The following is an 11,988-nucleotide window of genomic DNA, read 5'->3' on the forward strand; positions in this document are numbered from 1 at the left end:
ACCGCCGAGGTCGTCGACCATGTCCTGCTCATCCGCCGCGCTGACTGATCCCAAGGAGAACCCCTGTGCCTCGCCGCCGCGACACCCCGCCGCCCACGTGCGCTCGGCTCCCGCGTCAGCCGCCGTGGTGGTGGCCGCCGCCCGGGTGGACGTGGAACTTCGCCACCTCGGGCGGGTGCACGACGAACGGGCGCATCATTCCCTCGTCCTCGTGGTCGAGGATGTGGCAGTGGTACATGAACTCGCCGGTGCCGCCGCCGAACTGGCCCGCGACGCTCACCCACTGGCCGGGGTCCACGATGATCGTGTCCTTCCAGCCCTCCTCGTACTTCTCCAGCGGGACGTCGGCGAACCCGTCGATCGGCTTGGTCGTGCGCTCCGAAGCCGCGTCGAACGTGGTGGTGAAGCTGCGGCGGAAGAGCGCCTGGAATTCGGTCAGGTGAATGTGGAACGGGTGCGCGGGCCCGCCGTTCGCGACGTGCACGATGTTCCACACCGCCCACTTGTCGTGGTTGATGAAGATGCCGGTGGTGTCGTCGAAGATCCGCCCGATCATCCGGAAGGTCTTGAGCCCGCCCGCCGGGTCGTTGATCTGGATGATCCCCTTGCCGCCCGGATCGGCGTCGACCTGCTCGAGGTCCCACATCTCCGGGTGCCCGCTCGCGTTGAGCAGCAACGCGACCCAGACGTGGTCGTGGTCCTCCGGCAGCGTCGAGCCGTGCTTGATCCGGATGTAGGACTTCGAGAGCTTTTCCGGCAGTTCGAACGGATCGGGCCGGTCGCGGCTCTCCACCCGGAACTCCATGACGTCCGGCTCGACCCCGCCGGGTTTGGCGTTGCGCAGCTTGACTTTCCGCCCCTTGAACCGGCTGAAGTCGATCAGCACGTCGAACCGTTCGGCGGGCGCGACGGTCAGGCCGCCGGACGGCAGCGGCGCGGGAGCGGGCAGCAGCCCGCCGTCGGTGCCGATCAGGCGGACGGCGTCGTTCTGCGGCACGTTGTTCTCGTCGACGAGGTTCAGCGTGAAGAACCGCGAGTTGGCCGCGTTGAGCACCCGGAAGCGGTACCACCGCGCGGAAACGTCCAGATGCGGCCAGATCACGCCGTTGACCAGGGTGAACGGACCGGAGAACGGGATCATCGGCCCGTTCGGCACGTACGGGAACTTGTACAGCAGCTGTCCGGTGAGCCTGCCGGTCGCCGGATCGATGTCGAGATTGCGGTCGGTCAGGATCAGCGGCAGTTCGCGGTCGCCGCGCGGCAGGTCGAGCTCGTCCTCCTCGTCGTCGCGGATCAGGTACATGCCCGCCAGGCCCGTGTGGACGTTGAAGCGGGTGATCGCCATGGCGTGGTCGTGGTACCAGAGCGGCATCGCCTGCTGCCGGTTCTGGTACTCGGCGAGCTGCGAGGTGCCCTGCAGGCCGGCGTTGTGCGCCCATCCGTCGTTGCCCGCGTTGGTGCGGGCGCCGTGCAGGTGCACGACGGTCCAGGCGGGCAGGTCCGAGACGCCGTCGACGATCGAGTAGCCGGGGCGGTCGAGCTCGCGGCCCGGACGGCTGGTCGGGCCGTCGCCCACCGGGCCCTGCACGGCGACCAACGGGAACTTGCCTTCTATTTCGTTCGACCACGAAATCCGCAGTTGTTTGCCGCTGCGCACTTCGATTGTCGGACCCGGGAAATGTCCCGCGTAAGTCCACAATGTCGTCGGCGGCAATTGCGAGTGCAGCTGCTGCCGCGTCGCCACCATCGGAATGGTGATCATGTCCTGTCCCCACCACGGCGGCCGCAGCACCGGCGGAACCGGAAGCGGGTCAAGGAACTTGGTCAACCCCCAGGTGGGCCCGCTGATCGGGCCCGCGGCTGCCGGACGTTCGGCAATTTCGGTCATGAACTTTCTCCCCTTCGGTGCAAGGGGCAGGAAGAATTGCGCAACGGCGATTACGCCGGTGCTTACTGAAAAGATTCCCCCGAACCCCCTCGGTGACCGGAAGCGCGACTCCCCTCGCGTTACCCGGCAATTTCCACTGTAGCCGCTTTCGTCGTATGCCGCAGGTGTCTCGCGCGCGTGATAGATTTTCGCGCATGAGCGAAGGCCGGTGGACGTATCTCTCCGACATGGACGGTGTGCTGGTCAGGGAGGAACACCTCGTCCCGGGGGCGGACGAGTTCCTCGCCGAACTGCGGAACAACGATATCGACTTTCTAGTGCTCACCAATAACTCCATCTACACCCCGCGCGACTTGCGCGCGCGGTTGTTGCGCACCGGATTGGACATTCCGGAGGAGTCGATCTGGACCTCGGCGCTGGCCACCGCGAAGTTCCTCGCCTCGCAGCGGCCGAACGGCTCGGCGTTCGTGATCGGCGAGGCCGGGCTCACCACGGCGCTGCACGAGGTCGGCTACGTGCTGACCGAAAGCGACCCGGACTACGTGGTGCTCGGCGAGACCCGCACGTACAGCTTCAGCGCGATCACCCGCGCGATCCGGCTGATCGAGGGCGGCGCGAAGTTCATCGCGACCAACCCGGACGCGACCGGCCCGAGCGTCGAGGGCTCGATGCCCGCCACCGGGTCCGTCGCGGCGCTGATCGAGCGGGCCACCGGCCGCTCGCCGTACTACGTCGGCAAGCCGAACCCGCTGATGATGCGCTCGGCGCTGCGCCGCCTGGGCGCGCATTCGGAGTCGACGCTCATGATCGGCGACCGGATGGACACCGACGTGCACTCCGGGATCGAGGCCGGGCTGCAGACCATTCTGGTGCTCACCGGCATCTCGAACGAGGAATCGGTGGAGAACTACCCGTACCGGCCGACGAAGGTGATCGGCTCGGTCGCCGACCTGATCGGGCGAACGCTGGACCCGTTCGGCGAAGGCTGACCGCCCACCGCCCGGGATCAGGGCATATCGTCGAACGATGAGCGTCTATGTGGTGGGCGACGTCCACGGGCACCGGGACGCCCTGGTTGACGCACTGCGCGCCGAGGGCCTTGTCGACAGCGACGGCAAGTGGGCCGGCGTCGACGACCGGTTGTGGTTTCTCGGCGACTTCACCGACCGCGGCCCGGACGGCGTCGGGGTGATCGATCTCGTGCGCGAACTGCAGGAGCAGGCGGCGGAGGCGGGCGGCTCGGTGCAGATGCTGCTCGGCAACCACGAGATCCTGCTGCTGGGGATGTACCACTTCGGCGACCGCCCGGTGCCGTCCGACTTCGGGCCGCGCAGTTTCGCGCGCAGCTGGGAGATCAACGGCGGCCTGCTGTCGGACCAGGACCGGCTCACCCCCGAGCACATCGAATGGCTCACCGAACGCCCGCTGGTCGCGGTCGACGAGGACCATCTGCTGCTGCACTCGGACACCCTCGAGTACCTCGACTGGGGCGAGGACCTCGACGCCATCAACGCCACCGCGCACGACATTCTTTCCGGCAGCAACATCGAGGCCTGGTGGGACGTGTGGCGCCGGATGACCACCCGCTACGCCTTCCGCGGCCCGGACGGCGAGGAGAACGCCGACCGCCTCCTCGACGCACTGGGCGGTTCGAGGATCGTTCACGGCCACAGCGTGATCGCCGACCAGTTGGGCATCCACCCGACGCAGATCGAAGGCCCGTACCTCTACGCCGGAGGGAAAGCCCTCGGCATCGACGGCGGCCTGTTCGTCGGCGGGCCATGTCTCGTGGTGAAGCTGCCCTTCGAGCCGGAGGATTAGCCCGCCGGGGCATACCGCAATTCGAGAATCCCGGACGGGAAGGCTGTGCTCTTTATGAGGTGCAGCCGCCGGGCCTCGTCCAGCTCCGGGAACAGCGCCGCACCCTTGCCGGTGACGGCGGGGAGCACCCACAGCCGGTACTCGTCGACCACGCCGAGCTTGATGAGCGAGTGCAGGAACTCGGTGCCGCCCGCGGCGACGAGATCCTTGCCGGGCTCGGCCTTGAGCTTGGCGATCTCCTCCGCGAGGTCACCGCTGGCGATGCGGGTCTCGGGCCAGTCGGCCTTCGTGAGGGTTCTGGAGAAGACGACCTTGGGGATCGTGTTCATAGCCTTGGCCGAGGGATGGTCGGAGGTGGGCCAGAAGCCCGCCATGGCTTCGTAAGTGTTGCGGCCCATGAGGAAGGCTCCGGCGTCCCACAGCTGGTCGACGAAGTATTCCTCCTGCTCGGGGTCGTCGGTGGCCATCATGACGTCGCGGATGCCGTTGTCGGCGTCGGCGCTCTTGCCGTCGAGCGAGACGTAGAAACCCAGGACCAGCTTGCGGGTGGTTGTCATGCGTCGTAGCTTGCTGCCGATGGTTTGAGTTGTCAAGACAAAAATATTTTTCGGTGAGCGTTCGGGGGAACCGGCTGTTCGGAGGCTGGGAAGTGGCGGATCCTGAGGTCGTGGCGGTGTGGCAGATCGCGACCTCGAGCGCGGCTGGATCGCTGATCGCGTTGCTCGGCGTGTTCGCCGGAGTCGTGGCGACGACTCGGACCCAGCGACGGCACTGGGCGCGCGACAAGCTCACCGAGGCATGCCGGGACATCATCCAAGAAGCGACGCGCGTCCAGCGCGCATTCCTGAGACGGTGGGAGGGCGGCGCCGAGCCGATCGATTGGGTCGCCTGGAACCAGGCGCTGTCCAGCCTCTGGCTGTTCGGCGACGATCACCTCGTGCGTGCGGCCGCGCGGATGGACGAGACGTTCTTCCTCGTTCACCACGCCATCAGGAAAGGCGAAATCACGGACCTCGCCGCGTGGCGGCAAGTCAGGGACGCCATGGAGTCTGACCGGCTGGCCTTCATCAATTACGCGCGACGGGGGGTTCTGAACGCGAAGCTGACGATCCGTACGCCACTGAACTCGCGGCCAGAGGTCGACCCGCCCGGCAGCCCGTGACCGTCGCGTCACCCGAGCGCGGAACTCACGCGTCCACGATCTCCTTGCCCAGCGGCATCAGCGAGATCGGGATCATCTTGAAGTTGGCCAGTCCCAGCGGGATGCCGATGATCGTGATGCACTGCAGCACCCCGGTGACCAGGTGGCCGATGCTGAGCCACAGCCCGGCGACCAGGAACCAGATCACGTTGCCGACGAACGAGCCGACCCCGGCCTCGCGGCGGTCGACCACCGTGCGGCCGAACGGCCACAGCGCGTAGTTCGCGATCCGGAACGACGCGATGCCGAACGGGATCGTGACGATCAGGACGCAGCAGATGACCCCGGCCAGCAGGTAGCCCAGCGCCATCCAGAACCCGGCGAGGACCAGCCAGATCACGTTGAGAATCAGTCGCATCAGACGTACAGCTCCCCGCTCGCTACGGTGACGGCCTGGCCGCGCAGCAGTACGCGGTCGCCTCGGGCTTCGGTGCGCACGGTCCCGCCTCGCGCGGAAATCTGCTGTCCGACGAGGGTGGTTTTGCCCAGCTGCTCGGCCCAGTACGGGGCCAGCGAGCAGTGCGCCGAACCGGTGACGGGGTCCTCGTCGACGCCTACGCCGGGACCGAAGAACCGGCTGACGAAGTCGTCGCCCGCGGCGGTGATGATGAGCCGTCCGGTCCAGGTGGCGCGGAGGGCGTCGAGGTCCGGCGCGGCGCTCCGGACCGCTTCGGCGCTTTCGAGCACCACGAGGAAGTTCTCGCGCGCCCGGCCGGTGAACTTCGCGGGCAGGTCGAGGATGTGGGAGAGGTCTTCGCCGGTCTCCACGGGCGGGTCGGCGGGGAAGTCCATCTCGATCCAGCCGTCGGCCTTGGTGCAGGTCAGCTGGCCGCTGAGGGTGTCGTAAACCTGGTGTCCGCCAAGGACATGCGTGACGGCGACGGTGGCGTGCCCGCAGAGCGAGACCTCGTGGGTCGGCGTGAACCAGCGGAGCGACTTCGCTCCTTCGCCGGTGTCGACGACGAAGGCGGTCTCGGAGTGCTTCATCTCCGCGGCGACCTGCTGCATCCACCCGGCGTCCGCGGGCTGTTCGAGCACGACGACGCCCGCGGGGTTGCCGGCGAAGGCTTGGTCGGTGAAGGCGTCGACTAGGTGGAATTGCATGGCATCGATCCTGCCGTGCCGCACGGGGGCAAGGCATCGGGGATTAGCCCTGAATTCTCAGCGCACGCCCTCTTCGATGGTCTCCAGCAGCCATTTCCGCAGGTGCGCCCCTGTCGAAGGCGTGAAGTGCAGCCGGAATCCGCCGTCGGACAACGGTTCCGAAAACGTCAGGTACCGCCCGCCGTCGGTGTCCACGAACGTCGCCGTCGAGACCGGGCGCAGCGTGCCTTGCCCTGGCCGCAGCGAAAGTTCCACGGTTCCGTGCCGGTGCAACGGCCACTGCGAGTACCCCGCCAGCGCGTCGCGGTCCTTGCGCGCCGGGGCTGGTGCCGGGGCGTTGCGTTTCGGCGGCGGGGCTTGGGTGATCGCCACCGGGGAAACGGGCAGCGCCGGATAGGGCGGGAACATGCTCAGCACCAGATCCACCAGCCGCTCCGGCCGGACCTGCCGGAAGCGGAGGCCGTCGTCGACCTGTTCGGAGAACACGCCGAGACCCTCGCCGATGCACGCGCGATACAGCACCGTCCCGGACGGCAGTTCGGCCGCGCGCACGATGATCAGCACGTCCGGCCTCGTCCAAGCGCGCAGGGTCGCTTCGACGTCCCGGTCGAGTTTCTCCGCGTCGGCGAGGCCCCGGCCGCGCAACGCGTTCCACGCTTCCTCGGCCAGCCGGTTGTGCTCGGTCATCGTCGCGCCCGCGCTGCGGATCTCGAACGGATGCCACGACGCGGGCAGTCCGGTGCGCCGCACCGCCACGTCGGTCTCGGTCCAGCCCAGGGAAAATTCCTCTGGCAACGTCCCAGTCCCCTCGTGCACGAAACAACCCGCACCGAGGGTAGCGGAACGCGCACGACGATCAGCCGCTCGTGCGCGCGCACCCCATAACGAGGGTGGCGGAAAGGTCCGAAATCACGCTTAGACTCATGCCCGTCGACGAAGACCGCCATCGGGAGGCACCCATGCCTGACGCGCCCGCACTGCCGAGTTACGCCTCCGGGACCTCCAGCGTCCCCCTGCTCGGCGACACGATCGGGGACAATTTCGACCGCACCGTGGCCGCGTTCGGCGACCGGGACGCGCTCGTCGACCGCGAGGCGGGCGCCCGCTGGACCTACCGCGAACTCGCCGCCGAGGTCGACACTCTCGCGCACGGGCTGCTCGCGTCCGGCATCGGCAAGGGCGACCGCGTCGGCATCTGGTCGCCGAACCGGGCGGAATGGACGTTCCTCCAATACGCGACGGCGAAAATCGGCGCGATCCTGGTCAACATCAACCCGGCCTACCGTTCGCACGAACTGCAGTACGTGCTCAACCAGGCGGGCATCCGGATGCTCGTGGCCGCGGACAAGTTCAAGACGTCCGACTACGCCGCGATGATCGAGGAGGTCCGGCCGAACTGCCCGGGTGTCGAGGCGGTCGTGCTGCTCGGCACCTCGTCGTGGACGGAGCTGATGGATTCCGGCCGCGGCGGCGACCCGGCGCGGCTCGCGCAACTGCAGGCCGGACTGTCCGCGGACGATCCGATCAACATCCAGTACACGAGCGGCACCACCGGCTTCCCCAAGGGCGCGACGCTCAGCCACCACAACATCCTCAACAACGGCTACTTCGTCGGCGAGCTGTGCAATTACACCGAGGAGGACCGGGTCTGCATCCCGGTGCCCTTCTACCACTGCTTCGGCATGGTGATGGGCAATCTCGCGTGCACCAGCCACGGTTCGTGCATGGTCATCCCGGCCCCGGCGTTCGACCCGAAGGCCACGCTCGCCGCGGTCGCCGCCGAACGCTGCACGTCGCTGTACGGCGTGCCGACGATGTTCATCGCCGAGCTGAACCACCCGGAGTTCGAGACGTTCGACCTCGGCTCGCTGCGCACCGGCATCATGGCCGGATCGCCTTGTCCGGTCGAGGTGATGAAGCAGGTCATCGACCGGATGGGGATGACTGAAGTGTCCATTTGCTACGGCATGACCGAGACGTCGCCGGTGTCCACGCAGACCCGCGCCGACGATTCGGTGGAGCGCCGGGTGTCCACTGTGGGCCGCGTCGGCCCGCACCTTGAGTCCAAAGTGGTCGATCCGGAAACCGGGCTGACCGTGCCGCGCGGCACTCCGGGTGAATTGTGCACCCGCGGCTATTCGGTGATGCTCGGCTATTGGGAGGAACCGGAAAAGACCGCCGAGGCGATCGACGCCGCGCGCTGGATGCACACCGGCGACCTCGCGATCATGGACGACGAGGGATATATCAACATCACCGGCCGGATCAAGGACATGGTGATCCGCGGCGGAGAGAACATCTACCCGCGCGAGATCGAGGAGTTCCTCTACACGCACCCGGATGTGCTGGACGCACAGGTGATCGGCGTGCCGGACGTCAAGTACGGCGAGGAATTGATGGCCTGGATCCGCATGCGCGAGGGCGCGGAGGCGCTGACCGCCGAAGCGGTGCGCGAGTTCTGCCAGGGCAAGCTGGCGCATTACAAGATCCCGCGCTACATCCACGTGGTGGAGGAATTCCCGATGACGGTGACCGGGAAGGTGCGCAAGGTGGAAATGCGGCAGCAGTCGGTGACTTTGCTGGGGCTGGAGCAGGCTGCGGCGCAGAAGCACGCTTGAGCCTCGTGAGTGTTTATGCCGGTTCTAACCGGCATAAACACTCACGAGGAGGTCAGGCTGAAGCGGCTGCGGCGGCCTCAGCGAGTGCCTTTTCGTCTTCCTCGCCGAAGGTGTCCTCGAGCTGCTCAGGCGAGTAGTCGAGGTCGATCTGCTCGACCGGCGTGCCCCGCGCGGATTCGATCGCACCGAGGCGGCGCTGGGCGCGGTCGGCGGCGTACTGGATCAATTCCTCGGGGTCGTTGTCGAACGGGACTTCCTCGAATTGGTCCTGCACCCACTGGATCATCCCGAGCGCGTGCGGCAGCAATTCGCCCATGCGCTCCTGCACGGCGTCCCACATCGCGTCGTCCGCGGCGACATGCCGGCGGCAGGTGAACGTGCCCCACGCCATGTGGCGGCGTTCGTCGTCGCCGATGCGGCGCACCAATTCCTGCATTCCCGGCAGGATCTGGTTCTGCGTGCAGATCAGTTGCCACGAGTAATACCCGGTGAGCGCGAGGCTGCCTTCGATCACGTGGTTGTAGGTCACGCTCGCGCGGATCTGGTTGAGCGGGCTGGGATCGGCCTCCAGCGCGCGCAGCGACTGCGGCAGCTCCTCGTAGAAAAGCTTGCGGTAGTGCGGGTTTTCCGCGACGTAGGAGTGCAGGTCTTCGTCCAGCCCGACGGCGTCCATCCAGCGCCGGAAGACCTCGACGTGCTTGGCCTCCTCGAAACAGAACTGCGTCAGGTACATCTCGTCGCCGAACCGGCCGGTCGACGACATCGCGCGCATAAAGGGCTGGATGTCCTCGGTCACCGCCTCCTCGCCCGCGATGAACTGCGCCACGAGGTAGGTGGTGGAGCGCTGCTGTTCGGGCGTCAGGCTTTCCCAGCCCGCGCGTTCCTGGCTGAAATCGAGGTCCGCCGGGTTCCAGAACTTCTTGTTGCCCTTGACGAACAGCCGCAACGGGAACGAGTCCCAGTTCAGCCCGCCCTTGCGCAGGGACGAGAATCCGCTGCGCAGCTCCGGAAGCGTCTCGGTCATGACTGGCCCTCTCGTTTCACTCCATTGTGGACGAATTGGTCGATGGCGGGGGCGAGCACCGCGAGGACCGACTCCGCGGCCTCGGCCGCGGAATGCGTCGGCAGCACCAGGTGGCTCAGCGACAGCCGGACCACCGTTTCGGCGAGCAGCGCGGCGGCTTCCGGCGTGAGCCGGGGTTCGAGCGCGAGGTACTGCTGCGTCGCGAGTTCGGCCGACGCGGTGAGGATCGGCTCGCCGCGCGAGGTCAGCAGGGGCAGCAGATCCTCGCCGGCCTCGGTGCCGAGCGCCGCCGCGATCAGCCGGTTCTCCCTGGCGTGTTCGATCGTGTAGACGACCGCGCCGCGGATGCCCGTGAGCAAACTCTCGGCGTCCTCGAACCGGCAGCGGATGCCGTCGAGGAATTCCGCCGCGACGCGCAGCGCGACGGCCTGCGTGAGCGCCGCCTTGCTGCCGAACTCGTTGTAGACCGTCTGCCTGCTGACCCCGGCTTTCGCTGCCACGTCGGCCATCCGGAGGCCCTGGTGGCCGCGGTCGGGGAGCAGGTCCGCGGCCGCGTCCAGCAGCGTCTCGCGAAGCGTCGCCTTGGTCCGCTCGGTGAAGCTGGTCACACCGCCAGCTTGACACAGACTGAATCTGTGTCAAGAACCTTTACCTGGATGGTGCACGTGTACAGCGGGCGGCCGGAATTGTCGGTGCGGACGGCTACCGTGTGGGACGTGGGCATCACGGTGGGGTTCGACCTCGACATGACATTGATCGACCCGCGGCCGGGCATGGTCGCGGCGATGAACGCGCTGGGAAAGAAGTCCGGGCTGCCGTTCGACGGAGAGGCGTTCGCCGCGAACCTCGGGCCGCCGCTCGACCAGGCGCTGCGCGAGTTCGGCGCGCCGGAGGAGCGGATCCCCGAGCTGATCTGGCAGTTCCGCGAGCTGTACCCGGAGACGGTCGTGCCGAGCACGGTCGCGCTGCCGGGCGCGGCCGAGGCGCTGGAGGCGGTCCGCGCGGCGGGCGGGCGGACTGTCGTGGTCACCGGCAAGTACGGGCCCAACGCGCAGATGCACCTCGACGCACTGGGCATGAAGGTCGACGACCTGGTGGGCGAGCTGTGGTCCACGCAGAAGGCGGCGGCCCTGCTGGAACACGGAGCGCGGGCGTATGTCGGCGATCACCTCGGCGACGTGCGGGGCGCGCGAGCGGCCAACGCGGTGTCCGTGGCCGTCGCGACCGGGCCGTGCACCCGGGAGGAACTGGCCGCCGAGGGCGCGGACGTGGTGTTCGACTCGCTGGTCGAATTCCCGGAGTGGTTCGCCGGGACGTTCGTGGAGACCGCGGTGTAAGCGCTGGTCAGCCGTGCTTCCCGGCGCGGGCTTCCTGGATCAGGGCGATCAGCCCGAGCAGCAGGCCGAGCGGGGTGATCACCCCGGCGGCCGCGCTGAGCCACACCGGCAGGTTTTCGAGTCCGGCGGCGAACAGCACGAACACCGTCGCCACGGCGAGCATGCCGATGGCGAACAGGCCGATGCCGAGCCGCATGAGGATCGGTTTGCCGGTCTGCTTGGGTGCGTTCTCCATGGGGTGAGAGTAACGGGACTATCCGCTTCTCCCCAGCGCCTGTGGCGAGATACGCTTGCCGGACGCGCGCCTCGAGATCGCTCGGGGCGCGTTCGTCGTGACCTGCACAGCAGAAGGACTGGTGAGGGAAGTGCCGACCGGCAAGGTCAAGTGGTACGACGCGGAGAAGGGGTTCGGCTTCGTCACGCAAGACGGCGGTGCCGACGTCTACATCCGCAAGGCCGCGCTGCCGCAGGGCGTCGAGGGCCTGAAGGCCGGACAGCGGCTCGAGTTCGGCGTGGCCGACGGCAGGCGCGGGCCGCAGGCGCTCTCCGTCCGGCTGCTGGACCCGCCGCCGTCGGTCGCCGAGGCGCGCCGCCGTCCCGCGGAGGAGCTGCACGGCCTCGTCGAGGACATGATCAAGCTGCTGGAACTCAAGGTCCAGCCGGATCTGCGGCGTAACCGGTACCCGGATCGCAAGAACACGAAGCAGATCGCGGAGATCATGCGTGCGGTCGCGCGCGATCTCGACCCGTGATCGGCCGCGCCATCGCTTCGGCCTGAACAACGGTGAAGGGCTCCGCGCGGGAATCCCGGCGCGGAGCCCTTCGCGGCTTTTCGCGGGTTGAGGCGGGCTGCGCATGATCAAGCTGCTGGAGCTGAAGGTCCAGCCGGATCTGCGGCGCAACCGGTACCCGGATCGCAAGAACACGAAGCAGATCGCGGAGATCATGCGTGCGGTCGCGCGCGATCTCGACCCGTGATCGGCCGCGCCATCGCT

General features: G+C 67.7%; 14 protein-coding genes and 1 pseudogene. 7 read left to right on the plus strand and 8 right to left on the minus strand.

The genetic code is table 11. The features are described from left to right. Window positions 1-115: 115 nt before the first annotated feature. Window positions 116-1,888 (minus strand): multicopper oxidase domain-containing protein, encoded by a 1,773-nt coding sequence (locus ACWDNU_RS43145; protein WP_449673111.1) that lies wholly within the window; start codon window positions 1,886-1,888, stop codon window positions 116-118. 194 nt (window positions 1,889-2,082) lie between these two features. Here ACWDNU_RS43145 and ACWDNU_RS43150 point away from each other — a divergent pair, with 194 nt between their 5' ends. Continuing rightward, window positions 2,083-2,877, plus strand: a complete 795-nt coding sequence (locus tag ACWDNU_RS43150) for an HAD-IIA family hydrolase (protein WP_037361533.1) — start codon at window positions 2,083-2,085, stop codon at window positions 2,875-2,877. Window positions 2,878-2,914: 37 nt separating this feature from the next. Next, window positions 2,915-3,709, plus strand: coding sequence for a metallophosphoesterase (locus ACWDNU_RS43155; protein ID WP_449673112.1), 795 nt, complete (start codon window positions 2,915-2,917; stop codon window positions 3,707-3,709). On the opposite strand, the gene ACWDNU_RS43160 is transcribed toward ACWDNU_RS43155, so the two are convergent. Beyond that, entirely contained in the window at window positions 3,706-4,266 is a 561-nt protein-coding gene (locus ACWDNU_RS43160; RefSeq protein WP_449673113.1) for a dihydrofolate reductase family protein, read from the minus strand. The genes ACWDNU_RS43155 and ACWDNU_RS43160 overlap by 4 nt on opposite strands. A 110-nt stretch (window positions 4,267-4,376) precedes the next feature. Here ACWDNU_RS43160 and ACWDNU_RS43165 point away from each other — a divergent pair, with 110 nt between their 5' ends. Then, entirely contained in the window at window positions 4,377-4,871 is a 495-nt protein-coding gene (locus ACWDNU_RS43165; protein WP_449673114.1) for a hypothetical protein, read from the plus strand. 25 nt (window positions 4,872-4,896) lie between these two features. On the opposite strand, the gene ACWDNU_RS43170 is transcribed toward ACWDNU_RS43165, so the two are convergent. The 3 genes from ACWDNU_RS43170 to ACWDNU_RS43180 are packed head-to-tail and all read right to left on the minus strand — an operon-like array spanning window position 4,897 to window position 6,830. After that, window positions 4,897-5,268 (minus strand): YccF domain-containing protein, encoded by a 372-nt coding sequence (locus ACWDNU_RS43170; protein WP_344264824.1) that lies wholly within the window; start codon window positions 5,266-5,268, stop codon window positions 4,897-4,899. After that, window positions 5,268-6,014: a PhzF family phenazine biosynthesis protein gene (locus ACWDNU_RS43175; protein ID WP_449673115.1), complete on the minus strand. Its 747-nt coding sequence runs from the start codon at window positions 6,012-6,014 to the stop codon at window positions 5,268-5,270. Before ACWDNU_RS43175 ends, ACWDNU_RS43170 begins: the two co-directional genes overlap by 1 nt. 57 nt (window positions 6,015-6,071) lie before the next feature. Continuing rightward, window positions 6,072-6,830, minus strand: coding sequence for an ESX secretion-associated protein EspG (locus tag ACWDNU_RS43180; protein WP_449673116.1), 759 nt, complete (start codon window positions 6,828-6,830; stop codon window positions 6,072-6,074). Between the two features lie 143 nt (window positions 6,831-6,973). Between ACWDNU_RS43180 and ACWDNU_RS43185 the strand changes: the two genes are divergently transcribed. After that, window positions 6,974-8,632, plus strand: a complete 1,659-nt coding sequence (locus ACWDNU_RS43185; RefSeq protein WP_449673117.1) for an AMP-binding protein — start codon at window positions 6,974-6,976, stop codon at window positions 8,630-8,632. Window positions 8,633-8,684: 52 nt separating this feature from the next. Here the strand turns inward: ACWDNU_RS43185 and ACWDNU_RS43190 are convergent, their stop codons facing one another. Together ACWDNU_RS43190 and ACWDNU_RS43195 are read right to left on the minus strand one after the other, a co-directional pair. Then, window positions 8,685-9,656 carry a R2-like ligand-binding oxidase gene (locus tag ACWDNU_RS43190; protein WP_449673118.1) on the minus strand — a complete coding sequence of 324 codons (972 nt, stop codon included), beginning with the start codon at window positions 9,654-9,656 and terminating at the stop codon, window positions 8,685-8,687. Then, on the minus strand, window positions 9,653-10,264 hold the full coding sequence (locus ACWDNU_RS43195; RefSeq protein WP_093572664.1) for a TetR/AcrR family transcriptional regulator: 612 nt from the start codon (window positions 10,262-10,264) through the stop codon (window positions 9,653-9,655). The genes ACWDNU_RS43190 and ACWDNU_RS43195 overlap by 4 nt, the downstream gene beginning before the upstream one ends. 108 nt (window positions 10,265-10,372) lie before the next feature. Between ACWDNU_RS43195 and ACWDNU_RS43200 the strand changes: the two genes are divergently transcribed. Next, window positions 10,373-10,993: an HAD family hydrolase gene (locus tag ACWDNU_RS43200; RefSeq protein ID WP_449673119.1), complete on the plus strand. Its 621-nt coding sequence runs from the start codon at window positions 10,373-10,375 to the stop codon at window positions 10,991-10,993. A 7-nt stretch (window positions 10,994-11,000) separates the two neighbouring features. On the opposite strand, the gene ACWDNU_RS43205 is transcribed toward ACWDNU_RS43200, so the two are convergent. Next, a complete protein-coding gene (locus ACWDNU_RS43205; protein WP_370933798.1) occupies window positions 11,001-11,228 on the minus strand; it encodes a hypothetical protein in 228 nt (75 codons plus the stop codon). 130 nt (window positions 11,229-11,358) lie between these two features. Between ACWDNU_RS43205 and ACWDNU_RS43210 the strand changes: the two genes are divergently transcribed. Continuing rightward, window positions 11,359-11,745, plus strand: coding sequence for a cold-shock protein (locus ACWDNU_RS43210; protein ID WP_240601315.1), 387 nt, complete (start codon window positions 11,359-11,361; stop codon window positions 11,743-11,745). A 103-nt stretch (window positions 11,746-11,848) separates the two neighbouring features. Then, window positions 11,849-11,971 (plus strand): annotated as a pseudogene (locus tag ACWDNU_RS43215) (cold-shock protein); the annotation flags it as partial. Window positions 11,972-11,988: the final 17 nt, after the last annotated feature.

This window comes from Amycolatopsis sp. NPDC003676, assembly GCF_053587275.1.